Raw genomic sequence first — 25428 nt, 5'->3', positions numbered from 1 at the left:
TTACTCGGCGGCGGTCACTTTTCCGTCGATGCGGCGGGCGACCTGCCACGGATTGCCGTCGCGCAGCGCGACCGGCAGCAACGCCTCGGGCAGCGACTGGTAGCTGACCGGGCGCAGGAAGCGCGTGATCGCCAGGCTGCCGACCGAGGTGCTGCGCGAGTCCGAAGTCGCCGGGAACGGTCCGCCGTGGACCATCGCATGCGCGACCTCGACGCCGGTCGGCCAGCCGTTCGCCAGGATGCGGCCGACCTTGCGCTCCAGGATCGGCATCAGGCCGACGGCGAGCGGCTCGTCGGCGGCATCGAGGTGCAGGGTGGCGGTGAGCTGGCCCTCGAGCGCCTCCAGTACCTTGGCGATCTCGGTGATGTCGGCGCAGCGCACGACGACGGCGGAGGAGCCGAACACCTCATGCCCGAGCGCCGCGTCGGCGATGAAGGCGGCGGCATCGGTGGCGAACAGCGCACCGCGGGCCTGGTTGACGCCGTCGCCGACGCAACCGCGCGCGATCACCTCGACCGACGAGTGCGAGGCGAGCGCGTCGACGCCCTTCTCGAAGCTGGCGTGGATGCCGGGGGTCAGCATCTGCACCGGCTTGCTGTCGGCTAGCGCGGTCGCGGCGGCGGCGATGAACGCGTCGAGCTCGGGCCCGGCAATCGCCAGCACCAGGCCGGGATTGGTGCAGAACTGCCCCGCGCCCATGGTCAGCGAGGCGATGAAACCCGGAGCCAGCGCCGGACCGCGCGCGGCGAGCGCGGCGGGGAACAGCACGACCGGGTTGATGCTGCTCATCTCGGCATAGACCGGGATCGGCTCGGGCCGGCCCGCGGCGATGGCGACGAGGGCGAGGCCGCCGCCGCGCGAACCGGTGAAGCCGACCGCCTTGATCCGCGGATCGGCGACGAGCGCGCCGCCGAGTGCATTGGTGGTGCCGGGCAACAGCGAGAACACGCCCTCCGGCAGACCGCAGCTGGCAACCGCCGCCTGGATGGCGCGACCAACCAGCTCACCGGTGCCGGGGTGCGCCGGATGACCCTTGACGACGACCGGGCAGCCTGCCGCCAGTGCCGAGGCGGTGTCGCCACCCGCTACCGAGAAGGCGAGCGGGAAGTTGCTGGCGCCGAACACCGCGACCGGGCCGATGGCGATATTGCGCAGCCGCAGGTCGGGGCGGGGCAGGGGCGCGCGGTCGGGCATGGCCGGATCGATCGTCGCGCCGAGCCAGTCGCCCTGACGCAGCACCGAGGCGAACAGGCGCAACTGGCCGACCGTGCGACCGCGCTCGCCCTCGAGGCGCGGACGGGGCAGGCCGCTTTCCGAAATGGCGCGGGCGATCAGCGTGTCGCCGATGGCGATGATCTTCTCGGCGATGGTCTCGAGAAAACGGGCGCGCTCCTCCGGCGTGGTTTCGCGGTAGGTGTCGAACGCGGCAGCGGCGAGCGCGCAGGCGGCTTCGACTTCGGCAGCACCCGATTCGGGGAACAGCGTCTCCAGCGCCTGGCCGGTGGCCGGGTCGATCGCTGCAAAACCGCCGTCACGATGCTCGGTCTTGGCGCCGAGCAGGATTGATCCGTCGAACAAGCTGAATTCCTTCTTTGGGGCGTGGCAGCCCTTAGACGAGACGGTGCACAGGCACCACCTCTGCCCGCTATACGCCTCCCGTGCAGGCCGATATAGTCCGACAAAAGTTGGGGAGGACGAGACGATGCAGACAGTCACTCGGCGCGGACTATTGGCGAGCGGACTCGCGCTCGGTACCGCACTCGCGACGGCGCCGCTGCGCGCCCAGGCGGCACCGGCTACTCCCGACGTGATCGGGCGGGTCGAGCGGCTCGATCCGGCGCTGGACGCACTGATCGACGTCGGCGCGAAGCTCGAGACCATAAATTCGGGACTGACCTGGTGCGAGGGCCCGACCTGGGTCGGCGGCGCGGACGGCGCGCTGTTCTACTCCGACGTCATCGGCAACCGCATCCACCGCTGGAACAAGCGCGACGGCGACAAGGTGTGGATCGACCCGTCGGGCTATGCTCGCGGCGTCGCCGACGGCATCGTCGAGCCCGGCACCAATGGGTTGTTCTCCGGCCGCGGCGGCCTGCTCGCGGCAGACAGCGGCAATCGCTGCGTCAGCCGCATCGACCTCAAGACCAGGCAGCGCGTCGTCCTGACCGACAAGTTCGAGGGCAAGCGCTTCAACAGCCCCAACGACATGTGCATTTCGCCGCGCGACGGCTCGATCTACTTCACCGACCCGGCCTATGGGCTGAAGGACAAGGTCAACTCGCCGCTGCGCGAGATGGACTATACCGGCGTCTTCCGGATCGCGCCCGATAACAGCGTGACGCTGATGGGCAAGTTCGACATCCCCAACGGCATCGGCATCTCGCCCGATGGCCGCACGGTGTACCATACCGATATCAAGGCCGGCTGGCTGGCGCACAGCATCGACGACCGTGGCAATTTCGCCGACACCCGTACCTTCATCGCGCGTGACGCCATCCCGGGCGGAGACGGACTGAAGATCGACAGCCGGGGCAACATGTGGACGTCGTCGCGCGACGGCATCTGGATCCTCGACCCGTCGGGCAAGCGCCTCGGCGTGATCCGCATCACCGGCATCTGCGCCAACTGCACCTTCGGCGCGGACGGCTATCTGTACATGACCTGCAATCACCAGGTCGCCCGCATCAAGGTCAAGGCGCGCAAGCTGCCGACCGCGTAGCGCCGCATCCGGTGTGACCCGGCCGCACACCGGGCCGGGAACCCTCGACAATCCGCGCCACCTGCCGGTATAGGCGTCTCGCCGGGCGAACTTGGGCCAACAGCCCCGAGGTCGCCGAAACGTTGGGACGAGCCCTTAGCTCAATCGGTAGAGCAACTGACTTTTAATCAGTAGGTCGCGGGTTCAAATCCCGCAGGGCTCACCAACGTTTTCGAGGACTTGGCGGGGCTCAAGCGAACGGCATTGCGACCGCATTGCGACATGAATGTCTCGCCACAGATTGGTCGGACGTACCTACGTTGAATCTCTTATGAGTTCGTATCGGCGGTCAAACGTTCGGGATGTAGCCGATCCTTTTGCTGGAGGCGTTTTCTTTGGGACTAGATATAGATTCGCCGGATCTCGCTCCTTTGAAAAGCGGGCTATTCTGGCAGGCCGCTTTCAAACTCGACTGGGCTGACGATCAGTTCCTGCAGGCGCTTTATCTACTCGACACTTATACGCAGAACGGCGGCACCGGCATACGAGAACGCTATGAGGCGGAATCATCAACCTACGTAACAGAGCTATTTGCGGAACGTCTCCCACGCCAAATTGCACTATTTATCGGCACAGGGATTCACAGTCTACGAAGCGCCCTAGATACGGCGGTAAGTATGATCGTCCGCGAGGCGGGTGGTAAACAGGACATGCGCGTTGCTTTTCCTTTCCATTCTACGGAGTCCGGCCTTCGAGCGTCCTTTGAGCCCGGGCGACGTACCTGCCCTGACTGCGGTAATACCCGCAATACAAAAGCCTCGATGGCGCTGATCAGGTCCTCAGTGCCCGACTTAGAACGTCTTGTTTTCGAAGTGTTCCAGCCTTGGGAAGCGGGCAACTATCCACTCTGGGCGTTAAATAAACTTGACAACTTGCAGAAGCACCAGATGCTTGTAACCGTCCTGACGACAACGTCGGGAGCAATTGATTACATAACCGCTGAAGGGGTCACGAACCGGTCTTCGCTCTGGACAATTCAGCCAGGAATGGTCATGGAGATCCAAAGAAGTCGCCGGCCTCTTAACGTTACAAAGGCTCCGACAATCAGCAGCGAACTTAGATTTCCAAAAAATGTCCCTTTCGCGGGCGAGCTTGTGTTTGATATTGTTGGGAGACTGTACAAGCTGGTCCGAAGTATTCTGATAGCGATGCAAGCGCACTTTGAAGGCGGACAATCCGCGCTCGCGGATGGCACGATTTCCACAAAGATCGCCCTTTAGTTCGAGGCTTCAAATTAACTGCTAGGCCAAGCTAATCTCTCTTCTTGCAGTCCACCTGAGCGTTATGCTGGCCGGCGACGCCACGCCCCTTCTCGTCGTTTAGCTCGTTGCAGGTCGACGTGTGGACGAGCGTCTTGTGGCGGCTGATCGGGCGGAGCTCGATAGTGCCGGCGTCGCCGAGCTCCGTCGCGCCGCCATGCCGGAAGCCGGTGAAGGTCACGTTCCGCGGCAGCTTGACATGGGCGCGGCTGAGGCAATGCGTCCGCTGCGCCTAGTCTTGAGTCCAACGCTGGCCCCTGCGGTTATTTACGCAAGGGCACTTCACGCGAAAAGTCACCAGGCGCACTGAAAGCGAACGCTTTCTTACGACCTCTCGATCAGTAGATCGCGGGTTCAAACCTCTCTGGGCCGACCAACCTCCAGCCTCACGATGCAGCCGTAACGACCGACCGAACTCAACAGATGAGACGGTTGCGGTCTCGGCGCTTTGAGTTCCGTCACTGGAGGAGCCACAGGGGCCGCAACGCGCCGGTAAGTTCGCGACAGCAATATACCGACAATATTTCATTTCAGGGCTTGGGGACGATAATCATGAAGATCAGCAGGATCTGGCTGTCGGGCATCAGCTCGCTGGCGATGACGGCCTCGACCGCGGCGCTTGCGCAGGATCAGGCGACACCGACTGCGCCGCCGGCAAATGCCGCTTCCGGCATCGCCGATCCGGGCTTGCAGGGCCAGACCGCAGTCAGCGCGAACGGCACCGGCGACGATGCGGAGATCGTCGTTACCGGATCTCGCATCCAGAACGGCAACAACTCGCCGACGCCGCTGACGATCGTCTCGGCCGAGCAGCTGCAGCGGACCACGCCGACGAACATTCCGGACGCGTTGAACAAGCTGCCTCAGTTCAACGCCGGTTCGGCGACCCCTAACAACGCGGCCATCGGCGCCAACGGCCGCGGTTTTGGAGCGCCCGGCAACTTCCTCAACCTGCGCTCGCTCGGCGCGATCCGGACGCTGATCCTGCAGGACGGCAATCGGGTGCCCGGAACCTTCTACGACATGACCGTCGACACCAACATGCTGCCCCAGCTGCTGTTGTCGCGTGTCGAGGTCGTCACCGGCGGCGCCTCGGCGGTCTATGGTTCGGATGCGGTCACCGGCGTCGTCAACTTCATCACCGATACCAAGTTCGTCGGCCTCAAGGGCGTCGTGCAGAGCGGCATCTCCGACTATGGCGATGCGCGATCGGTGCGCGGCGGCCTCGCCTATGGCCTGAACATCGGTGATCGGGGCCACTTCGAAGTCAGCGCCGAATACTTCAAGCGCCGGGGCGTCAGCGACACCGCCAGCCGCCCATATGGCGAGTTGTACCCGGCCGTCGTCGGGGGCGGCACCGCGGCCAACCCCTACAACCTGGTCTATGGCGCCCGGCAGAGCAACGCGGCACCGGGCGGACTGGTCCTGACCGGACCGTTCGCAGGGCAGCAATTCCTGAACGACGGTTCGTTGGCGCCGTTCAACCGCGGTACGCCGACGGCTACTGCCAACGCGGCGATCGGCGGCGACGGCGGCTACACCCAGAACCAGTATCTGGTCCCCAACCTGCGCACCGCACAGGCCTTCGGACGCTTCGACTATGACCTGACGGACACGATGCACTTCTACGTCCAGGGTCGCTACGCCGCCAACCACACTTATGCGGCAAGCCAGATCTATACCAACATCTCGAACGCGACGGCGGCCAATCCGACGACTGCCGCGGGCTCCTATCCGCTGTGGATCTATAGCGGCAACGCCTATCTGACCGCGGCACAGCAGGCGGCGCTGACCTCGTCGGGCACTGCCAGCTTTGCCGTCAACCGCTTCGACAACGACCTGATGCGCCAGCTCGCCCTCGACCAGAAGATCACGGCCGCTGCCGGCACGGTCGGCGTCAACGGCCAGTTGTTCGGCGACTTCGCCTGGGATGCGCATTACACCCGCGGCGACAACAAGACCCGCTTCGCCTCGATCAACAACGTCAACACCGCCAACTTCTATGCAGCGGTCGATGCAGTGCGTGATCCGGCGTCGGGCAACATCGTCTGTCGGGCGACCCTGACGACGCCGGGCGCCTTCCCGGGCTGCGCGCCGCTCAACCTGTTCGGCCAGAACCGCGCCTCCGACGCGGCGCAGGACTTCACCTTCGACACGACGTCGTGGACGGCCAAGAACACCATGGACGACTTCGGTGCCAACGCGACCGGCACGCTGTTCCAGGGCTGGGCCGGACCGATGAAGGTCGCCGTCGGTGGCCAGTATCGTCACCAGGGCCTGAAGGTCACGACGACCGTGCCGAACACCGCCTTCAACCCTGCGAACCTGCGTCTCGGGCCGGCCGGCAACTCGCTGACGGGGTCCTATCCGACGTCGAACCTGGCGTATTTCAAGGAAGTACAGTCGGGCGCCAACGGCAGCGAGGACATCTACGAGGCAAACGTCGAGGCCAATTTCCCGGTCCTGAAGGACCTGCCGCTGATCGACCTGCTGTCGCTGAACGGTGCCTTCCGCTATGCCAAGTACGACGCATCCGGCAATGGCGGGGTCAACACCAAGTTCAACGCCAAGACCTGGAAGCTCGGCCTCGAGTGGGCGGTCACCGACGGTCTTCGGGTTCGCGCCACGCGCTCGCGTGACTTCCGCGCCCCGACCCTGTGGGACCTGTACCAGAATCAGATCATCAGCGCCTCCGGCGTCACCGATCCGCTGACCAACGTCGCCGCACAGCTCAACACGGTGGCGGGTGGCAATCCCAATCTGCGCCCCGAAATCGGCAAGAACCTGACAGTCGGCGTCGTCTTCAACCCGACCTTCTTCCGCAACTTCAGCGTCTCGGTCGATTATTACAACGTCAAGATCAGCAACGCGATCGGCGCGGTCAACGGCCTCAACCCGCTGATCCAGAGCCTGTGCCTCGGCTCCGACGGCTCGTCGCCGTATTGCGCCCTGGTCAATCGGCCGATCTCGTACAACAATACCTCGGCGGCGAACTTCCCGACCCTGGTCTACTCGCTCAACCAGAATATCGCGCAGCTTCATGCCAAGGGCATCGACGTCGAGGTCAACTACCGCGCCGAACTGTCCGACCTCGGGCTGGACGGTACGCTGAACCTGCGCGGGCTGTGGACGCACCAGCCGACGACCAAGACCACGACCATCCCGGGTGCGATCACCACCAACGCCTCGGGTACCCAGGCCGTGCCGAAGGACAAGGTCAACTTCACCGCAGCGTACCGCCTCGGCGGGTTCAGCATCGACGTGCTGGAGCGCTTCTATTCCTCCGTCCACCAGAGCGCCAATCCGACGCTGGTCTACAACATCCCCAACGTCCCGGCTTACTGGCAGACCGACCTCAACGTCTCGTACGACATCCCGGTCGGCGACAAGAGCGCGACGATGTTCGTCAACGTCGCGAATCTGACCAACGCCAAGGGCGGGATCTTCCAGGATCCGGGCTACACCGGCAGCATCGGGCTGCGCTATCCGACCGTGAACTATGCCGATGTGCTCGGCCGCTACTACACGGTCGGCGTGCGCTTCAACTTTTAGGCTGGAACGCGAAAAGGGCGGGCACCGTGCAAACGGTGCCCGCCCTTTGTGTGTCCGGCCGCGGCGGCTGGCTTATTTGCCGACCCCGAAGGCAAAGACCTGGGCGTCGTGCGTGACGATGAAGACCTTGCCGAGCGCGACGACCGGCTGGTTGAAATGCACCCAGTCGGTGATGAGCTTCTTGCTCGAATACAGTTGCTTGCCCGACTCCGCATCATAGGCGAACAGCGTCAGATTGCCGGTCGGCGTCGACCGCCGCTTCGCCGATTCAGCGGTTGCCGACGACAGCTTGGTGCCGTCCGGCAGCTTGGGATTCTGCATCGGCTGGCCGCCGGTCGAGGTGGCGTACAGCACGCCGTTGGCGACCGTCGGCGGGTCCGCCATGATCATGTCGGTCGAGGTCCAGCGCGGCTCGGCCGAGATGGTGCCGCCCTTGTCGACGACCTCGAAGGCCATGATCATGCCGTTCGGTGCGTCGCCGCCGCTGACCGGGAAGGTCGGCGCCTTGACCGAGATCGGCCCCCACATCGGCAGGTATAGGTAGCGCTTGCCGTTAGGCGCGAGGTAGGTGGTGATCGCGCCCCAGACGCCCTGGCTGGGATCGGTGCCGACCGCGCGATCGTTGCCGAGCAGGGTGGACTGCCACAGCGGCTGCTGGTGCTGGGCAGCGGCGCGGCCGCCGAGGTTCTTCGCGTCGAGCAGCCGCAGCACGCTCTCCTTCTGGACATAGGCGACCAGCGTCTTGTCGCCGAATGGGAAGATCGTCGGGCTGGCCGAGCCGGCAAGATCGTGCTGCAGGATGTACTTGGCGTTGGACGGGGTGAAGCTGTCGACCAGTCGCGCCGCCTTGGCCGACAGGCGCAGCAGGCTGTCGCCCCAATAGCCGCTTTGAGGGTCATAGAGTCCGTCCGACGTCTCGAGCAGGACGCTGTTGTTGGGCCCCTTGATCAGGCCGCCGCGGCCCCAGGGTGCCGCCGGACGGCTACCGCTGGTGTAGAAGCGGGTCAGCGTCGGCTTGCCCAGATCGCCGACGTCGACGGCGGTGACCGCGGAAGGGTCGGTCGGCGGCAGGTCGGGGTTGTAGACTTCGTCGAGGTCCCGCGCGAGGTACATCGGCGATTTCGGGTCCATCAACTGGCCGCAGGCGCGACCGCTGGTGGTGTAGACCACGTCGCCGATCAGATTGAGGCTCCAGGCACGCGTGTAGGGCGCGACCATCTCCACCGGCGTCAGGCGCTCGCTGCCGTCCGCCAGCGACAGACCGCGCAGCAGTCCGTCGCTGGCGATGAAATAGATGATGCCGCGCGCCTTGTCTGCGGTCGGGGTCGCATTGTTGGTGTTGGAGCACAGCCAGGTCGCCGGACGCGCCGGCTTGACCGGGTTGGGGAAGCGCTTCTCCCACAGCTTCGCGCCGGTGTTGGCGTCGAGGGCGTACAGGACGTCGTCGGCACCGAGCAGGAACAGCATGTCCCGCGGCCCCTGCGCGGTGGCGACGCCGGCGACGACGATCGGTGCGGTCAGCGTCGACAGGACGACGTCGCGCGCCGGGGTCGCCAGCTGCGCCTTCCACTGGACGCGCAGCTTGCCGACATTGGCCTTGGACAGTCTGGTCTCGCCCCGGTTCCAGGCGGTGCGTTCCTCGTCATAGCCCCAGGTCGGCCAGTCGGCGGCAGGCGCCGCGGCAGGTGCCGCTGCAGGGGTCTGCGCGATCGCCATGGCAGGCAGGGCGACGGCGGCGGCCAGGAATGCTTTGAGCATCGATACCTCGGATGGTCTAGGCCACCCAGCCGGGCCGCCGGGAATGGGTCAGCGGGACTTCTTCATCACCGTGACCCGGCTGACGCTGGTGTCGCCGGCGTACAAATTGCCCTGCTTGTCGAAGACCCAATAGCTCGCCTCGGTGAACTGGCCGCGGCCGATGCCCATGCCGTTGCCGATGGCGCCGAGCACGCGGCCGGTGCGGTCGAGTTTCAGATACTGGCCGTCCTGCCCGCTCGCCATCCAGGGATTACCCTGCGGATCGAACATGATGGCGCAGACGAGGTTGCGTGTCGGCAGCTGGCGCAGGAACTTGCCGTCCGACGAATAGATCAGGATGCGATAGTCCTCGCGGTCGCCGATCCAGACGTCGCCGTTGGTCGGGTCGATGCCGATCGCATGGGCGTTGGCGAACTTGCCCTCGCCGACGTCGTTGCCATACCATTGGCGAATGAACTTGCCGTTCTTGTCGAGCTGCAGGACCCGGGCGGCGCCGGACTGGTTGGTCGGATCATCGCTCTGCGCGTCGTTGGGGCTTTCGTTGCCGTGGCCTTCGGCGATGTAGAGGTCGCCGTTCTTGCCGAACGCGATCATCACCGGCTCCCACAGCAGCCGCTGGCCCTTGTCTTCGATCCAGTCGCCGCGGTGGCCACGCTCGCCGAGGCGCATCAGCACCTTGCCGTCGCTCGACAGCTTGGTCGCAGTGGCGAGCCCGGTGTCGAGGATCCAGACATTGTCGTCGGCATCGACGGCCATGCCGTGTGCCTTGTTGTGGTGCCCGATGACGTCCTCGCCGACCGTCAGGACCAGCTTGTTGTTGCGGTCGTACTTGAACAGCTGCGGCATGCCGGTCGGCTTGCGCTGGAAGACCCAGAGGTTGCCCTTGGAATCGAGGGCGACCGAGGGCACGCCGCCGGTCCCGGCAGGAAGATCGATCGGATAGGTGAAGTCATAGCCGAGCTTCTGTTCCCACTGCACGCGCTGCATCTGCGAGCGCAGCGGCGCACCGGGCATGCGGTTGCCGCACTCCGGCGCGCGGCGGCAGGGCGGCGGATTGGGCAGCGCCAGCGTCGGCGGGGTGGCCGGCCGCGGCACCACCGTCACGACGCCACCCGGCGCCGTCGAGGTATAGCCCTGAGGATCGGGGAAGCTGCCCTGGAGGAACCAGGCCGGCTGGCCGTTCGCCGCTGGGCCACGCGTCGCCGGCACCGACTGGGCCGAAGCCATCGTCGCGCCTGCCAGCAGGGCTGCGATCGCCGTACCGGTAAAACCATTGAGCTTCATCGTCTTCTCCTGACTGGGGCCGCGGGGCGCCTTAGAACTTGGCCCGCAGCGCGACGGTGACGGTCCGGCCGAACGGGTTGTGGATCAGGCTATAATAGCCCGTCGCGCCATTATAGAATGGTGGATCCTTGTCGAAGACGTTCGTCGCGGCGATCGATACCTGCGAACCGTCGAGGAAGCCGCCGGTGAAGTCATAGACGACGTTCAGGTCGATCGTCGTCTGCGCCTTGACCTTGTCGCCGCCGCCGTTGGGGTTGCCGGCCGCGTCGCGGGTCAGCGGCGTCACCGTGTTCGACGACCAGTTGCGGAACGACCCGGTGTAGTTCGCGAAGATGCGGGCGGTGAACGGACCATCGGACCAGCCGATATAGCCACGCGCCTTGCGCTTGAGCGACGGGAATGTGCCGTTGTTACCCGCGGTGTTGAGAACGCTGTACTTCGGTCCGGAGCCGAACGACTGGTCGAACTGGACGAACTCGGTGCCCGACAGCCCGGCGCTGAACGTGCCCGCGGTATCGGTCCGCAGGTCATAGTCGATCGAATAGTCGATGCCGGCGATGTCGAGGTTGAGCCAGTTGGTGTTGAGCGTGTGGAAGATATAGCTCGTGCACGCCGCGGTCGAGCTGGTCTGCGGAATGCCCTGCGTCTGTGCCGCGATCTGGGCCGGCGTCGCGCAATTCGGATAGAATTGCAGGAGGTATTGGGCCGAGGCCGTGTTGATGACGTTGCTCAACTGCGGACCGGTGACGCCGCCCTTGAACTTGGTCGTCCAGTAGCTGAAGCTGGTGTGCAGGCCGGGAACCAGCGCCGGCTGGACATCGAAGCCGAGCGACCAGCCGCTACCCTTCTGCGGACCGGCATTTGGATCACCGGTGGTGTTCTGGATGCCCTGGAGCGTACCGATGTTGCAAAGCGCCTGGCCGGCGCAATTCGGCAGGATCTTGACGACGTCGGGATAGGCGGCGACCGGCACGTTGATGTTGTTGGTCTGCGTGCCCCAGCCGGCGGTGCCGAACGCGCCGAACTGGTCGCCGACGATGGTCAGCGGCGGCGCGACGAACGAGGTCGACCAGTTGCCGCGCAGGCGAAGGCCCTCGACCGGCTCGAGGTTGAACGCGACCTTCGGGTTCGTCGTCTTGCCGAAGTCGCTGTAGTGATCGTAGCGGCCGGCCAGCGACAGGTCGAAGCGGTGGACGAACGGCACTTCCATGTCGGGCGAAACCAGCGGGATGTTCAACTCGGCAAAGCCCGAGAACACGGTCCGCTTGAACGGGAAGAACAACTGCTGCGAGCCGCTCGACGCCGGGCCGCTGTTGTTGGCGCGGGTGACGAACTGGCTGAGCTGCGTCTTCAGCATCTCGCCGCCGACGGCGATCTTGACCGGTCCGGCCGGCAGGTCGAACAGCGAGCCGCTGACGTTGCCGCGAACCTGCTGGTAGCCCGACGTCGCGCGCAGCCGGTTGGCATTGTCGAGCAGGCGCGCCAGCGTCGCCGCCGAGGTGCGATTGGTCGCGGCGGGGTTCCAGACATCGAGTGCGTTCGCCGTGGTCAGCGGCAGCTGGGTCACGATCGTGGTGGTGCCCGGAACCGAGACTGCGGTCAGGCTGCCGCCGCCGTTGGTGGTGCCGTTCAGCGCCAGGTTGGCGACGCTGCTGTTGATCGTGCCGGTGGTGAAGGTCGTGCTCTCGTCGCGCCCGGCACTGGCGAGGAAGTCGAAGTTCCAATTATCGGTGATCTTATAGGCCGCGGTGAAGTTCGCATACATGCTGTCCGACTCAGACCGTCCGTGTGCCGGGCCGACCAGGTCGGTGGCATCCCAGGTCACGACCTGCCGGTCGGCGGTGACGCCGGGCGGGTTGATGTAGAACGGATTGGCCTGCGCGCCGGTGGCGAAGACCGTCGCCTGCACGGTGCCGGCACCCTGCAGCGTGTCGTTGCGACGACGGGCGTACAGCAGGTCCAGCCCGATCGTCAGATTGTCGGTCATGTCGAAGCTGAGCTTGGCCATGACGTTCTCGCGCTCCTCGGAGCCGACCAGATCGGTGACGCCCCAGCTCGAGCAAGGATAGTTGGCGGCCGTGTTGGGAACCGACGAGGTCGCCGTCGGCGACAGGTAGATGTTGCCCGTGCCGTTCGGCTGGATCGCTGCCGGCGAGCAGGAGCGCGTCAGGAAGTTGTTGCCGCCCTGCGCCAGATGGTTCGGATAGGTGAAGCCCCGATCCTTGTTCTGCAGATTGTCCTGGTAGGTATATTGCGCGCCGAAGATGGCGGAGCCGCGATCCCAGGTCTTGCCGGCGAGCACACCGGCGGTATAGCCGACGGTGCCGTCGCGCAGCGTCGTCGAGGCCTCCGCCTGGAAGCCGTCGAACTTGCGGCGCGTGATGAAGTTGATGACGCCGGCGACCGCGTCGGAGCCGTAGACCGACGAGGCGCCCTCGGCGAGCACTTCGACCCGCTCGATCATGATGTTGGGCACGATGTTGGGGTCGAGGAAGGTGTGGTTGGTGCCGCCCGTCGGCCCGCGGTGGCCGTCGATCAGGACCAGGGTCGAGTTGCTGGCGCTGGCGCCGAGCTGGTGGATGCTGGGCTGGTAGAATGCCGATGTGTTGCCCTGGCCGGTAATGCCGCTCAGCGCCGGGACGGAGGCCAGGGCGCCGGTAACGCTCTGGGAGCCGGTGGCACGGAGCGCCTCGACACCGACGGATACCAGGTTCGAGCCGATCGGCGCGACGCCGCGGATGCTGGTGCCGGTGACGACGATTTCGCCTTCGTCGGTGGCAGCGGTCGGTGCGCCGGGAACGGCAAGCGCCGAGTTCTGGACTTCGGTCGAGCTCGGTGCAGCAGGGCTCGCCTGCGCCGGAGCAGGTGCCGGATTTGTCTGGGCGAGAGCTGGCAGGGCGACGAAGTACATTGCGGAGGCGAGTGCCGCCCGCGATGCGCCGCGAGCAAATTTGTACGACATGCTAGACATCATTCTCTCCCTCAAGAATATTGCTGTAGTATTGCTACAGCTACTTTTTTGAATTAATCAGGTTCGTCGGGCGACGATCGAGGACGCAGTGGATGTGGGCGAACCCGTTCCCCTGTCTTGTTGAAGACTCGTCTCTACGGACATCCGGATCGCAGTCCAGCTTCGTTAAACTTCTATTGCAACAAGGCCTGCTAATCTCAAAAGCCGGCTATTGGATTTCTCTCATACAGTGAGAGGGCTGAAGACCTTGCTCTTTAAGGTGCGCCGAGAACTCGCTTTATGGAGCTCACATAGCCCGGCTTCAGATCGGGCGAACTGAATTCGGCACCATGGGCGAACGACGATCTCGGAGCCTGGCCCCGGCGGTCTGGCTTCATCGTCCGATTTCATACCTTGCTTTTCCGGCCCGAGCCGGGAAGCGATCGGCAATCTTCGGGGAGCAGGATGCACCATGAGCAATAACAGCAAGACCGCGCGCGCCAGGTTCGACGCCGCCGCGCCGATGTCCAGCAGACCCGCAGCGATGCTCGCCCTCCTGTGCATGCTCGGCGCAAGCGCGTTTACCGCTGCCGGAGCCCAAGTGATCGTCTCCGCCAACGACGGCAAGCAGGTGCGCTCCGGTGATGCGGTCGCCGGGCCGTTCCCCGACGAGGTGCTGACCCTGTCGCTCGACCGTGCCGGACGTCCGCAGGTGCTCGGCCGCGTCAATGCGCCGGCGACGCTCAACGGCCCGCCGGTTTCGATCACCGTTGCGCCGAACGCCCGGTTCGCGCTGGTGACGTCGGCGCAGCGCTTCGGACCGGACAACAAGCTTCAGCCCTATGGCGTCGTCTCGATGATCGACATCAGCGTTCCGACCAAGCCGCGTGTCGTGCAAAGCCTGGAACTCCCGCCCGGCGCGATGGGCGTGACGATGACCCGCGACACGAAGCTGGCGCTGATCGTCTCGGCAAGCGACGATTCGGTTTCCGTGCTCTCGATCACGCCGGGCAAGGACATGAAGCTGGTGTCGACGATCCGGCTGGAGCCCAAGGCCGAACCCCGCGACGTCGTCATCGCGCCGGACAGCCGGTCGGCCTATGTCGTCCGCTTCGGTGACGGCAAGATCACCAGGTTGCTGATCGACGGGACGACAGTCACCCGCGGGGCCGATATCGCGGTCGGGACCAACCCCGATGGCGCGATCATCACGCATGACGGACGCTACCTCTACAACACCAACTTCGGGGGAACACCGTCGTCCGGCAAGGCGGGGGCGATCTCGACGGTCGACCTGCGGACCCAGGCGATGGTCGCGGCCATCACCGTCGGCCCGACGCCGGAGCATGTCGCGCTGTCGGCGGATGGTCGCTATCTCGTCTCGATCGTCGGCAACGGCTCTGCCTTCACGCGTGACGCGGCGAACTTCGCCGACGTCGTCGGTCGGGTCCGGGTGTACCGGGCCGGCAAGGCGGAACTCGTCCAGCTCGCCGAGGCGAACGTCGGCCACAACTGCCAGGGTGCGACCTTCAGCGACGACGGTCGCCACATCCTGGTCCAGTGCGCGGTCGAGAAGACCATCACCACCTTCGCCTTCGATGGATCGAAGCTGACGCCGGTCGAGAACGCGACGCTGACCTTCGACACGCGGCCGGGTGCGATCGCGACGGCGCGCAGCCGCTGAATGCGGTAGGACGGGGCAGAGTGGCGCTGCGTCCAGATCGACACTTGCACACGACCCAATGATCGGGTGTGACGAACTGGTCATCGAAATTCACGCCGATCGCGCGGCCGTTCATCTTGGGCGCAGCTTGGATCGGCTATGTTGAAGCATAGGCAGGAGTGAAGAATGCGACTTGCAACATATTTGGTTCCGCTGGCGTTCGGTGCGATGATGTCGGCTGGTTTCGCGTCGGCGCAGGAGCCTGCGCTTCCCGATGGTCCAGGCAAGGAGCAGGTGCTCAAATCCTGCACCGCCTGCCATGCGATCACCCAGGTCACCGAACAACGCAAGACCCAGGCTGACTGGGCCGATACGGTCGACCAGATGATCGCGCGTGGTGCGCAGGTCGCCGACCCGGACTATCAGATGATCGTGCAGTATCTCGCCAAGAACCTTGGCCCGACACCGGCGGCCGGCGCGGCGCCAGCCAAGCGCTAGGTACCTGGCCGGCAACGGCTAGGCTCGCTCTATCCTTCCGCCGGGTCTGCGTTTTTCGCGGCCCGGCGGTTTTGTGTCGTCAGGTGAAGTTGACGGTGAGGTCTGGTTGTCCGGTGAGGGTGAACCGGAAGGTATCCCCGGGTTTGACGGGGAGCATCTTGGTGATGCCGCCGGAGATGACGATGTCGCCGGGTTCGAGGTTGACGCCGAACTCGAGGAGTTTGTTGGCGAGCCAGGCGGTGGACAGGGCGGGGTTGCCGAGTGCGGCGCTGCCCAGGCCCTCGGCGGCGAGGGTGCCGTTGTGATGGATCTGCATGGCGAGGGCGGCGAGGTCGCTGGTGCGCATGGCGGCGTCCCAGGGGCCGTGGGCAAAGCCGCCGTAGGAGGCGTTGTCGGCGATGGTGTCGACGAGCTTGATCTTCCAGTCGGCGATGCGGCTGTCGACGATCTCGACGGCGAGCGCGCAGGCGTCGGTGGCAGCGATCACCTGTTCGGCGGTGACGCCGGGCTGGCGGAGCGGCCGGCTGAGGCGGAAGGCGATCTCGCCCTCGATGCGCGGCTGCAGGAAGTCGGCGGCCGGGATGGTGACGACGCCGTCGCGGGTGGCATAGTGGCTGGCGGCCCAGAGCGCGCCATAGTCGGGTTCGCTGACGCCGAGCTGGGCCTGGATGGCCGGGCTGGTCAGGCCGATCTTGCGCCCGACGATGCGCTCGCCGCGGGCCAGGCGCAGGCGGCCCCAGGCGGTCTGGATGTCATAGGCGGTGGCGACGTCGATGGCGTCGGTGTCGCTGAGCGGGGCGATCGGCGTGCGCGCCGTCCAGGCGTGGTCGAGGCGCCGGGCGATGGCCTCGACATCGTGGCCGGGCGAGCGGGGGTCGGCTGTGGTCATGCCGGTCATGCCGAGCCGTGCGTGGCCGAGGTCTCGCGCAGCGGCGAGCGCGGGGCAAGGCCGATCGGGTCGCCGAGCGGCTCGACCGGGAAGACCTTGCGGCTGATCCCGGCAGCGGCGGTGTCGAGGGCGGCGCGCAGCGTGGCGAGGCGCTCGGGGGTCATGCGCTCGACGGTGTCGGTCGCCGAGATGGCAGCGACGATGGCGCCCTGGGCGTCGCGGATCGGCACGGCGATGCAGCACATGTCCTCGCGCACCTCGCGGTCGTCGAGGGCAAAGCCGGTGCGGCGGATCTCGTCGAGATGGGTGCGCAGCGCCTCGGGATCGGTGATCGTATAGGGGGTCAGCGGGATCAGCGGGCCGCTGAGCAGGAAGCGGTCGAGTTCCTCCTGGGGCAGGGCGGCGAGCAGGACCTTGCCGAGCCCCGAGCAATAGGCCTCGAGCTGGGCGCCGAGGCGGGTGAAGGTGTGGAACGAGGTCGGGGTGCCGACCTTGGAGACATAGGTGACCATGCCGTCGTCGAGCAGCCCGATGTGCAGCGTCACGTCGAGCTGGCGCGCCAGCTGGACGATCATGCCCTGCGAGGCCTCGTGCAGCAGGTTGCCGATGTCGACGTCGCGGGACAGCGACAGCAGCAGCATGCCGGGGCGGTAGCGTCCGCGCGGGCCGCGCACCACGGCGCCGACTTCCTCCAGGGTCTGCATCAGGCGGTAGCCCGAGGCCTCGGGCAGGCCGGCGCGCCGGCTGAGCTCCGAGCTGGTCAGCCATTCGTCGGGTCCGACGAACAGCTTGAGCATCCGGAAGGCCTTGATGACCGATTGATTCCTGGGGGTCGACATGGTTGTTCTCAGCCCTTCAAACCCGACAAACTCTCCGTGCTCACAGTCCCTCGCCTGCCGGGGCAGGTCGACCGGTGTTCGACTGGCCGGCAGCGACCATGTCGAGTGCGACGTCTACTATCATGTCTTCCTGCCCGCCGACCATCCGTCGCCGGCCGAGCTCGACCAGGATGCTGCGGGTGTCGACGCCGTACTCCTCGCTGGCCTTTTCGGCATGGCGCAGGAACGAGGAGTAGACCCCGGCATAGCCCAGGCTGAGCGTCTCGCGATCGACGCGGACCGGGCGGTCCTGCATCGGGCGGACGAGATCCTCGGCGGCGTCCATCAGCTTGAACAGGTCGCAGCCGTGGTGCCAGCCCTTGCGGTCGGCAGCGGCGATGAACACCTCGAGCGGGGCGTTGCCGGCGCCGGCACCCATGCCCGCCAGCGAGGCGTCGATGCGCACCGCGCCGCCCTGCGCGCCGACGATCGAGTTGGCGACGCCGAGCGACAGGTTGTGGTGGGCGTGGATGCCGCGCTGGGTCTCGGGCCGCAGCACGCGCTCATAGGCCTCGAGCCGGGCGGTGTAGCCGTCCATGTCGAGGGCGCCGCCGCTGTCGGTGACATAGACGCAGTCGACGCCGTAGTCCTCCATCAGCCTGGCCTGCTGCGCCAGCGCGTCGGGCTCGGACATGTGACTCATCATCAGGAACCCCGAGACGTCCATGCCGAGCTTCTTGGCAAAGCCGATGTGCTGCTTCGAGATGTCGGCCTCGGTGCAGTGCGTCGCGACGCGGACCGAGGTGACGCCGAGGTCATGGGCGCGGTGCAGGTCCTCGATGGTGCCGATGCCGGGGATCAGCAGGGTGGTCAGCCGCGCCTTGGTGACGGTCTTGCCGACCGCCTCGATCCACTCCCAGTCGGTGTGGGCGCCAAAGCCGTAGTTGAACGACGAGCCGTTGAGGCCGTCGCCGTGCGCGACCTCGATCGCATCGACGCCGGCCTCGTCGAGGGCGCGGGCGATGTCGACGACCTGCTGGATGCTGTACTTGTGCCGGACCGCGTGCATGCCGTCGCGCAGCGTCACGTCCTGGATGTAGAGCTTGTCGGTGCGGGGGTCGAACATCAGGCCGCCTTCTTCGTCGCGGTGCGAAGCGCCATCTTCTCGGCGGTCTTGAGCGCTGCCGAGGTCATGATGTCGAGGTTGCCGGCATAGGCGGGCAGGTAGTGCGCGGCGCCCTCGACCTCGAGGAAGACGCTGGTCTTGATGCCCTCGAAGCTGCCGACGCCGGGGATGACCACCGGGTTGTTGGCGCCGAAGCGCTCGAACTGGACCTGCTGCTTCAGCCGGTAGCCCGGCACATAGGCGCGGACCTTCTCGACCATCGCCAGGATCGAGGCCTCGATCTGCGCCTCGGTGGCGCCCGACGACAGGGTGAACACCGTGTCGCGCATGATCATCGGCGGCTCGGCCGGATTGAGGATGATGATCGCCTTGCCGCGCTCGGCGCCGCCCACCGTCTCGATGCCCTTGGACGTCGTCTCGGTGAACTCGTCGATGTTGGCGCGGGTGCCGGGGCCGGCCGACTTCGACGAGATCGACGCGACGATCTCGCCGTAATGGACGCGCGCGACCTGGCTGACCGCCGCCACGATCGGGATCGTCGCCTGGCCGCCGCAGGTCACCATGTTGACGTTGTCGGCATCGAGGTGCGCGTCGCCGTTGACGACGGGAATGACATAGGGGCCGATGGCGGCCGGGGTCAGGTCGACGACCTTCTTGCCCGCCGCGATGCTGACCGCGCTGTGGTGCTTGTGCGCGCCGGCGCTGGTCGCGTCGAAGACGATGCCGATCTCGGGCCAGATCGCCATCCGGACCAGCCCGTCGATGCCTTCGTGCGTGGTGGCGACGCCCAGCCGCGCCGCGCGCTTGAGCCCGTCGCTCTCGGGATCGATGCCGACGAAGGCGCCCATTTCCAGCACGTCGGAGGTGCGGATGATCTTGATCATCAGGTCGGTGCCGATGTTCCCGGATCCGATGATCGCGACCTTAACCTTAGGCTCGCCTGCCGCCACAATCCCCCCTTGTCGTTCTTGCTTGTCCGGACGCCTGGGCCGGCTCGTTGACCCGATGTTGCAAGGCGCGCGCCAAAACTCAAAGCCGGACTGGATAAATCTCTCATTAGATGAGATGCTTTGCCCGTTGCCTCTGGATAGCAACCCGCTCTTCTGGCCTATCTCGGGCAACGACTAAAAAACGAGGGAGCGATGCCATGCGTCATACCAGGACCTTATTGATCGCCGCGCTGGCCGTCACCGGCTTTGCCGCGGCCTCGGCCCAGACCCCCGAGACTGTCCCCAAGGGCCCCGCACCCGGCGACCCTTATGCCCAGTTCTATCCGGACCCCACCCATATCCCGTTCTTCCGCCCCGAGACCATTCCGTGGACCGGCGAGGCCGGCAAGGAACAGCAGTACAACGTCTACGGCGACCCGCGGAAGCCGGGCCCCTACGCCATGCTGCTCAAGTGGTTCCCGGGCGCCTATTCCAAGCCGCACTTCCACGGCATGCCGCGCTACATCGTCGTGGTGTCGGGCACCTGGTGGGTGAGCAGCAGCGCCAAGTACGACCCGACCAAGACCTATCCGCTGGGGCCGGGCTCGGTCGTCTCCGACGTCGTCAACACCGTCCACTGGGACGGCGCCCGCGACGCACCCGTCGTCCTGATGATCGTCGGCGAAGGCCCAGTGCCAAACGTCCTCGTCGACGAAAACGGCAAACCAATCAATAAAAAGAGCTTCTAAAACAAGCGATTAGCGTCTCCGGGCAGAACATCTCGGAGACGAACGACCATGGGGAAAGAAAACTATGCAGATGACTAGATTCGCGTTGGTTGCCGCACTGCTCGGAACGATGTCGGCCTATGTCGGCGTTGCCGCCGCGCAAGCCCAGGGCCTGCCGCCGCTGGCGGTCCGCCAGGGCAATTATAATACCTCGGCACGGACGCCGGAAGATATCGCGTTGCCGAACCCCTATTACCTCGACGAAGGCTTCTTCAAATGGCCAAAGGGTCGCCCGATCGGCTCGACCAGCGCCATGGACATGGACCGCGACGGCAAGTCGATCTGGATCGTCGAGCGCTGCGGCACGCTCAACAGCTGCATCGGCTCGACCGTGAACCCGATCATGAAGTTCGATGACAAGGGCAACCTCGTCAAGCAGTTCGGCGCCGGCCTGCTGGTCTATCCGCACGGCATGTACGTCGACCGCGACAATAATATCTGGGTCACCGACCTCCAGTCGAACATGGATCGCCCGGCGCCTCCGGGCGGCGTGCGCCCACCGCCAGCGCCTGCCGGGACGCCGCTGGCCGGTGCCGTGGTGCTCAAGTTCAACCAGGACGGCAAGCTGCTGTTGCGGATCGGCACGCCCGGGGTGTTCGGCAAGGACGGCACCCACCTCAGCCAGCCGTCCGACGTGGTGACCGGCCCCAATGGCGATGTCTTCGTCGCCGACGGCCATGACTCGAACCCGTCGAACGGCCGCATCGCCAAGTTCGACAAGACCGGCAAGTTCATCAAGGAGTGGAACGCCTGCGGGCGACTGCCGTCCGACACGCTGGACTGCACGCACTCGATCGCGATGGACAGCCAGGGCCGCGTCTTCGTCGCCAACCGCGGCAACAACCGCATCGAGATCTTCGACCAGGAGGGCGTGTTGCTCGACGAATGGTATAATTTCGGTCGGCCGAGCGGCTTGTTCATCACCAAGGACGACAAGCTCTACGCGGCGGACTCGGAATCGGACGTCGTGCAGCACAATGCCTTCGTCCGCGGCGTCCATGTCGGTGACGCCCGCACCGGCAAGGTCACCGCCTTCATTCCTGAGCCGCTCGGCAATCCGACGCCGTGGATGCCATCCGGCACCACCGGCGGTTCGGAAGGCGTCGGCATCTCGGACGACGGGATCATCTACGTCGCCAAGGTCCTGCCGGCCTCGCTGGTCAAATACTCGCTGAAGCCCGAGAACCTGCGCTAGCCTGGAAAGAGGGAAGCGTCCGCATCCGGTGGGCGCTTCCTTCGACGATCGATCATGGAAATCCTCTCTCATCCAATGAGAGGGACAAGAGCATCAAGAGGGGCCGAAACTTGCTGGATCGAATAGCGGCCTCTAGTCCAAGTACGACCCGCTCGAAGAAGCGGGATGATCAGGGGAGTCGAGCATGGTGACGACAAGTGCCACCGGAGCACCGGCAAGCCGGCTATATTATGGTTGGCTGATCGTCCTCGCGGCCTTTTTCGCTTTCGGCATCGTCTATGGCACGGTGACCTATTCCTTTGCGGTGTTCGTAAACCCGGTCGCCAAGTCATTCGGCGTGACGACGACCAGCGTCCTGTTCGGCTTTACATTGGCCAATATCGGTACCGGCGTCCTGGGCATCTACGCCGGTCGCCTGCTGATGCGCTTCCCGATCCGGCGGATGATGCTGGTCGGCCTGGTCATCATGGCCATCGGCTATCTCGGCCTGTCGACGGCGACATCGCTCTGGCAATTCTACCTTCTCTACGGGATCGTCATCGCCTTCGGCTCAATCATCGTGGCGCCGCTCGGTGCTGCCGCGATCGTCACCAACTGGTTCGCCGTTTCGCGCGGACGTGCCCTGACCATGGCGACGCTCGGGACCTCGTTCGGACAGCTGGTGATCCCCAGGCTCGCCGCTTACGTGATCGAGGGTTGGGGCTGGCCCGCCGCCTACCGAATCTTCGCGCTGGTCACGCTGGTTGCCATTCCGATCATCCTGCTGATCGTCGTCGACCGTCCTGAGGACAAAGGCCTGCACCCGTACGGCGGCATCCCGGATGCGGGCAGCGCACCTGCTCCGGCCGTGGCACTGCTGTCGAACAGTGAAATTCTCCGGCGCACCGACTTCTGGACGATCGGGGTCAGCTTCGTGCTGACCGTCACGGTCTATCTCGCCCTGATGGCGGTGATGGTGCCTTATGCGCGGACCTATGGCGTAACGGCACTCGAGGCGAGCCAGCTAACCATCACGATGGGAGTGTTCGCGATCCTCGGCAAGATCATGTTCGCGACGTGGACGGACAGGATCGGCCTTCGCAACACCTTCTGGGTCGCGATCTCGCTCAACCTTGTCGCGTGCATCCTGCTGGCGGTGATCCCGGACTACAAGATCCTGTTCGTCGCCAGCGCGCTTGCCGGCGCGTCGGCTGGCGGCGTGCTGCCGCTTTGGCCGGGCCTGATCGCCTTCCGCTTCGGCCGCCACGCGCTGCCGCAGGTGATGGGTCTGATGAGCCCGATGGTCCTGATCCTGCAGGGCTTCGGAGCGCCTTTTGCCTCGGCGATGCACTTCCGGCCGGCGTTCATGGTGTTCGTGGTGATGCTGGTCGTTTCCGCGATCACCGCTCGAAATCTGAACAAGCCGGCGGCAGCGTAGATCGGCGGTAATCCACACCGCCCTGATCGGCGGGTCCAGCCGGTTAAACTGCTGGCTAGTACAGAACTTTTGATTGTAGACTGAACATTGTCAGTCACTTGGGGAGAGAAGAATGAGCAGTTACAAACAACTGGTTCTAAGCGCCGCAGCAATGGCGGTGGTCGGCATCGCTGTGCCGGCAGGCGCGCAGTTCCTCGGCAAGGGCGATGCGATGCCGGTGACGGCGCAGAAGGTCCCTGAAGCTTATTGGTCGGGTAAGCCGACGAAGATGACGCCCTATGTTGCTCCGAACAAGCCTCATTGGAAACTGTCCGAAATTCTCGCCGCGCATCGTGGCAAGACCGATTGGGTCCAGCCGATCGTCCGCAACAACGAGCAGGATGCCGACTATATTTCGCTCGGCGTCGGCAAGTCGACGAAGCGCAAGATGTATGCCGATGACCGGGTCGTCTGGATCGTGCAGGACGGCTCCATGAAGGTGTCGATCGACGGCACCGAGCCTTTCGTTGCGACCAAGGGCTTCATGGTCAACGTGCCTTTCCGCCACTTTTATTCGATCGAGACGGTCGGCGACAAGCCGTCGCTGCGCTTCGAGGTTCGCCAGGCCGGGTCGCCGCCGCTGTACCCGCTGACCGAGACGCCCGATGCGTTCCCGGGGAAGACCTACGTCAAGGTTACCGGCACGCCTGGTCCCGGCAAGGATCGCGACACCAACCCGATCTATGTCGATTTCTGGAAGCAGGTCGCCAATACGGACCAGCCGTATAACGGCAAGTTCGTCTGGGACGACCACTTCACCTCTAACATCCTGCGCGGCAAGGGTCAGCCGATCCCGCCGGCCACCAACAAGGGCCACTTCCACGTCGACTGGACCGAGTTCTGGTTCGTCATGGAAGGCAAGATCGGCTACCAGATCGAAGGCGTTCCTTACTTCGAGGCTGAGCAGGGTGATGTGGTCGCGGCGATCAAGGGACGTTGGCATCGTCCGTCGAGCGCGCCCGACACGCCAATGTCGACGCGCATCCCGTTCAATCCTCGCCCGGTCATCCTGCACAACTTCGCAACGGACTGACGCCAGCCAGGCTCGTATGACGTGGAGGCCGTGCAAGCGGCCTCCACCGACGTCCGGGCGCCTGGTCGATCTGCCCGTGTCGGGCGACTTTGACGTGCGACCGGCAGGAGTGTTGCATTGATCGCGGCCTGCATCGACGACTTCAGGCTGCTCGCCGAGCGCCGCCTGCCGCGCTTCCTTTTCGATTATATCGACGGTGGCTCGTATTCCGAGGCCACGATGCGCAGCAACGTCGCGGACCTGCAGCGGCTGCACTTGCGGCAGCGCGTCCTGCGGGACGTGTCCGCGATCAACCTTGCGACCACGATGTTCGGACGGCCGTCGGCGATGCCTGTCGCGCTGGCGCCGATTGGCCTTGCCGGCCTGTATGCGCGACGCGGCGAGGTTCAGGCGGCGCGCGCTGCCGAGGCCGCCGGCGTCCCCTTCATCCTGTCCAGTTCATCATGCTGCGCGATGGAGGAAGTCGCGCCCGCGGTGCAGTCACCGCTGATCTTTCAATTGTACATGATCAAGGATCGCGCGGTCATGGAGAGCATATTAGCGCGCGCCGCTGCGCTGAAGGTCGAGACGCTGGTGATGACAGTCGACCTGGTCGTGCACAGCGCGCGTTACCGCGACATGCGTTCCAGCCTGACCGGGTCGCAGAACCTGGGGGCGCGGCTGAAGCGTGCTGTCGAGATCATCCGTCACCCGGAATGGGCCTGGGACGTCGGCGTAAACGGGCGGCCGCATACGCTCGGGAACTTCGCTCCGGCGATGCCCGACGGCGCTGGTCTGGCGCAGTTCACGGCTTGGGTGCAGCGTAATTTCGATGCCTCGATCAGCTGGGACGACCTCGCCTGGATCAAGCAGCGCTGGCACGGACGGCTGGTCCTCAAGGGCATCCTGGAACCGGCGGACGCCGAGATGGCGGCCCAGGTCGGCGCAGATGCGATCATCGTTTCGAACCACGGTGGGCGGCAACTCGACGGCGCTCCCTCGACCATCGTTGCCCTGCCTTCGGTCGTCGAGGCAGTGGCGGGGAGGATGGACGTGCTGATGGACGGCGGCATCCGGTCGGGTGTCGATATCCTGCGCGCGATGGCACTCGGCGCGAAGGGTGTGCTGCTTGGTCGAGCATGGGCCTATGCGCTGGGTGCAGCGGGCGGTGCCGGCGTCGCGCGGATGCTCGACCTGTTGCGCCACGAGCTGGCGGTGGCGATGGCGCTGACGGGCCAGACCGATATCACAACGCTCGATCCTGATGTCTTGCGGCAACTGCCTGCGGAGTTCCGGGCGAGCGCCTGACGCCGTGCGCCGTGGCTTCACGGATTCGCTCACCTGTTGAGGCACTTCACATGGTTGGACAGTGTCGACCGGCGCCCGCCCGCGACAGGTGCTTGACACTGCCGCCGCTTGTATGGATGGTAGCGCTATCAATAAAAAAGAATGACTTGGGGAATGATGAAGGAAGCTTTGCAGCGGCAGCGCTG

Annotated in this window: 19 protein-coding genes and 1 tRNA gene; 11 read left to right on the top strand and 9 right to left on the bottom strand. The window is 65.2% G+C overall.

What is annotated here, in order from left to right:
• Window positions 1–1578, bottom strand: coding sequence for an aldehyde dehydrogenase (NADP(+)) (locus ACOFKW_RS00150; protein WP_419815328.1), 1578 nt, complete (start codon window positions 1576–1578; stop codon window positions 1–3).
• Window positions 1579–1702: 124 nt separating this feature from the next.
• On the opposite strand from ACOFKW_RS00150, the gene ACOFKW_RS00145 reads away from it, so the two are divergent.
• The 3 genes from ACOFKW_RS00145 (at window position 1703) to ACOFKW_RS00135 (ending at window position 3978) form a co-directional block, all read left to right on the top strand.
• Window positions 1703–2719: an SMP-30/gluconolactonase/LRE family protein gene (locus ACOFKW_RS00145; RefSeq protein ID WP_419815327.1), complete on the top strand. Its 1017-nt coding sequence runs from the start codon at window positions 1703–1705 to the stop codon at window positions 2717–2719.
• A gap of 129 nt (window positions 2720–2848) precedes the next feature.
• Window positions 2849–2924: transfer RNA gene (locus ACOFKW_RS00140), tRNA-Lys, on the top strand.
• Window positions 2925–3075: 151 nt separating this feature from the next.
• Entirely contained in the window at window positions 3076–3978 is a 903-nt protein-coding gene (locus tag ACOFKW_RS00135; protein ID WP_419815326.1) for a hypothetical protein, read from the top strand.
• A gap of 31 nt (window positions 3979–4009) precedes the next feature.
• Here the strand turns inward: ACOFKW_RS00135 and ACOFKW_RS00130 are convergent, their stop codons facing one another.
• Window positions 4010–4198, bottom strand: a complete 189-nt coding sequence (locus ACOFKW_RS00130; protein WP_419815325.1) for a hypothetical protein — start codon at window positions 4196–4198, stop codon at window positions 4010–4012.
• Window positions 4199–4569: 371 nt separating this feature from the next.
• Here ACOFKW_RS00130 and ACOFKW_RS00125 point away from each other — a divergent pair, with 371 nt between their 5' ends.
• Complete coding sequence (locus ACOFKW_RS00125; RefSeq protein WP_419815324.1) at window positions 4570–7569, top strand: TonB-dependent receptor domain-containing protein; 3000 nt, start codon at window positions 4570–4572, stop codon at window positions 7567–7569.
• Between the two features lie 72 nt (window positions 7570–7641).
• Here ACOFKW_RS00125 and ACOFKW_RS00120 read toward each other — a convergent pair whose 3' ends face one another.
• From ACOFKW_RS00120 to ACOFKW_RS00110, 3 genes are read right to left on the bottom strand one after another with little or no spacing between them, the layout of a single operon-like run.
• Window positions 7642–9327: a PQQ-binding-like beta-propeller repeat protein gene (locus ACOFKW_RS00120; RefSeq protein ID WP_419815323.1), complete on the bottom strand. Its 1686-nt coding sequence runs from the start codon at window positions 9325–9327 to the stop codon at window positions 7642–7644.
• Between the two features lie 48 nt (window positions 9328–9375).
• On the bottom strand, window positions 9376–10611 hold the full coding sequence (locus ACOFKW_RS00115) for a hypothetical protein (protein ID WP_419815322.1): 1236 nt from the start codon (window positions 10609–10611) through the stop codon (window positions 9376–9378).
• A 31-nt stretch (window positions 10612–10642) separates the two neighbouring features.
• Window positions 10643–13573: a TonB-dependent receptor domain-containing protein gene (locus ACOFKW_RS00110; RefSeq protein ID WP_419815321.1), complete on the bottom strand. Its 2931-nt coding sequence runs from the start codon at window positions 13571–13573 to the stop codon at window positions 10643–10645.
• A gap of 460 nt (window positions 13574–14033) precedes the next feature.
• Here ACOFKW_RS00110 and ACOFKW_RS00105 point away from each other — a divergent pair, with 460 nt between their 5' ends.
• Both ACOFKW_RS00105 and ACOFKW_RS00100 read left to right on the top strand, forming a co-directional pair.
• Window positions 14034–15245, top strand: a complete 1212-nt coding sequence (locus ACOFKW_RS00105; protein WP_419815320.1) for a beta-propeller fold lactonase family protein — start codon at window positions 14034–14036, stop codon at window positions 15243–15245.
• Window positions 15246–15410: 165 nt separating this feature from the next.
• Window positions 15411–15722, top strand: a complete 312-nt coding sequence (locus ACOFKW_RS00100; RefSeq protein ID WP_419815319.1) for a hypothetical protein — start codon at window positions 15411–15413, stop codon at window positions 15720–15722.
• 79 nt (window positions 15723–15801) lie between these two features.
• On the opposite strand, the gene ACOFKW_RS00095 is transcribed toward ACOFKW_RS00100, so the two are convergent.
• From ACOFKW_RS00095 to ACOFKW_RS00080, 4 genes are read right to left on the bottom strand one after another with little or no spacing between them, the layout of a single operon-like run.
• Window positions 15802–16611 (bottom strand): 2-keto-4-pentenoate hydratase, encoded by an 810-nt coding sequence (locus ACOFKW_RS00095; RefSeq protein ID WP_419815318.1) that lies wholly within the window; start codon window positions 16609–16611, stop codon window positions 15802–15804.
• Window positions 16612–16616: 5 nt separating this feature from the next.
• Window positions 16617–17450 (bottom strand): IclR family transcriptional regulator, encoded by an 834-nt coding sequence (locus ACOFKW_RS00090; RefSeq protein ID WP_419815317.1) that lies wholly within the window; start codon window positions 17448–17450, stop codon window positions 16617–16619.
• A gap of 40 nt (window positions 17451–17490) precedes the next feature.
• Window positions 17491–18558, bottom strand: a complete 1068-nt coding sequence (gene dmpG / locus ACOFKW_RS00085) for a 4-hydroxy-2-oxovalerate aldolase (RefSeq protein ID WP_419816880.1) — start codon at window positions 18556–18558, stop codon at window positions 17491–17493.
• The gene (locus tag ACOFKW_RS00080; protein ID WP_419815316.1) at window positions 18555–19439 is read right to left on the bottom strand and encodes an acetaldehyde dehydrogenase (acetylating); all 885 of its coding nucleotides are present in this window, start codon (window positions 19437–19439) and stop codon (window positions 18555–18557) included. Before ACOFKW_RS00080 ends, dmpG begins: the two co-directional genes overlap by 4 nt.
• Before the next feature lie 263 nt (window positions 19440–19702).
• On the opposite strand from ACOFKW_RS00080, the gene ACOFKW_RS00075 reads away from it, so the two are divergent.
• The 5 genes from ACOFKW_RS00075 (at window position 19703) to ACOFKW_RS00055 (ending at window position 25243) form a co-directional block, all read left to right on the top strand.
• Window positions 19703–20233, top strand: a complete 531-nt coding sequence (locus ACOFKW_RS00075; protein WP_419815315.1) for a cupin domain-containing protein — start codon at window positions 19703–19705, stop codon at window positions 20231–20233.
• 70 nt (window positions 20234–20303) lie between these two features.
• Window positions 20304–21467 (top strand): hypothetical protein, encoded by a 1164-nt coding sequence (locus ACOFKW_RS00070; protein WP_419815314.1) that lies wholly within the window; start codon window positions 20304–20306, stop codon window positions 21465–21467.
• 184 nt (window positions 21468–21651) lie between these two features.
• The gene (locus ACOFKW_RS00065; RefSeq protein ID WP_419815313.1) at window positions 21652–22884 is read left to right on the top strand and encodes an MFS transporter; all 1233 of its coding nucleotides are present in this window, start codon (window positions 21652–21654) and stop codon (window positions 22882–22884) included.
• A gap of 112 nt (window positions 22885–22996) precedes the next feature.
• Complete coding sequence (locus tag ACOFKW_RS00060; RefSeq protein ID WP_419815312.1) at window positions 22997–23956, top strand: hypothetical protein; 960 nt, start codon at window positions 22997–22999, stop codon at window positions 23954–23956.
• Window positions 23957–24073: 117 nt separating this feature from the next.
• Complete coding sequence (locus ACOFKW_RS00055; protein ID WP_419815311.1) at window positions 24074–25243, top strand: L-lactate dehydrogenase; 1170 nt, start codon at window positions 24074–24076, stop codon at window positions 25241–25243.
• Window positions 25244–25428: the final 185 nt, after the last annotated feature.

Source organism: Glacieibacterium sp. (assembly GCF_965200405.1).
Lineage (GTDB): Bacteria > Pseudomonadota > Alphaproteobacteria > Sphingomonadales > Sphingomonadaceae > Glacieibacterium.
The sequence above is the reverse complement of the archived record's forward strand: the minus strand, read 5'-3'. Positions and strand labels throughout refer to the sequence as shown.

Excerpts from the sequence above, each read along its gene's own strand:
- ACOFKW_RS00145 (WP_419815327.1), top strand. The coding sequence starts at position 1,703 with ATGCAGACAGTCACTCGGCGCGGACTATTGGCGAGCGGACTCGCGCTC.
- ACOFKW_RS00125 (WP_419815324.1), top strand. The coding sequence starts at position 4,570 with ATGAAGATCAGCAGGATCTGGCTGTCGGGCATCAGCTCGCTGGCGATG.
- ACOFKW_RS00120 (WP_419815323.1), bottom strand. The coding sequence starts at position 9,327 with ATGCTCAAAGCATTCCTGGCCGCCGCCGTCGCCCTGCCTGCCATGGCG.
- ACOFKW_RS00115 (WP_419815322.1), bottom strand. The coding sequence starts at position 10,611 with ATGAAGCTCAATGGTTTTACCGGTACGGCGATCGCAGCCCTGCTGGCA.
- ACOFKW_RS00110 (WP_419815321.1), bottom strand. The coding sequence starts at position 13,573 with ATGTCGTACAAATTTGCTCGCGGCGCATCGCGGGCGGCACTCGCCTCC.
- ACOFKW_RS00105 (WP_419815320.1), top strand. The coding sequence starts at position 14,034 with ATGAGCAATAACAGCAAGACCGCGCGCGCCAGGTTCGACGCCGCCGCG.
- ACOFKW_RS00100 (WP_419815319.1), top strand. The coding sequence starts at position 15,411 with ATGCGACTTGCAACATATTTGGTTCCGCTGGCGTTCGGTGCGATGATG.
- ACOFKW_RS00095 (WP_419815318.1), bottom strand. The coding sequence starts at position 16,611 with ATGACCACAGCCGACCCCCGCTCGCCCGGCCACGATGTCGAGGCCATC.
- ACOFKW_RS00090 (WP_419815317.1), bottom strand. The coding sequence starts at position 17,450 with ATGTCGACCCCCAGGAATCAATCGGTCATCAAGGCCTTCCGGATGCTC.
- ACOFKW_RS00080 (WP_419815316.1), bottom strand. The coding sequence starts at position 19,439 with ATGATCAAGATCATCCGCACCTCCGACGTGCTGGAAATGGGCGCCTTC.
- ACOFKW_RS00075 (WP_419815315.1), top strand. The coding sequence starts at position 19,703 with ATGCGTCATACCAGGACCTTATTGATCGCCGCGCTGGCCGTCACCGGC.
- ACOFKW_RS00070 (WP_419815314.1), top strand. The coding sequence starts at position 20,304 with ATGACTAGATTCGCGTTGGTTGCCGCACTGCTCGGAACGATGTCGGCC.
- ACOFKW_RS00065 (WP_419815313.1), top strand. The coding sequence starts at position 21,652 with ATGGTGACGACAAGTGCCACCGGAGCACCGGCAAGCCGGCTATATTAT.
- ACOFKW_RS00060 (WP_419815312.1), top strand. The coding sequence starts at position 22,997 with ATGAGCAGTTACAAACAACTGGTTCTAAGCGCCGCAGCAATGGCGGTG.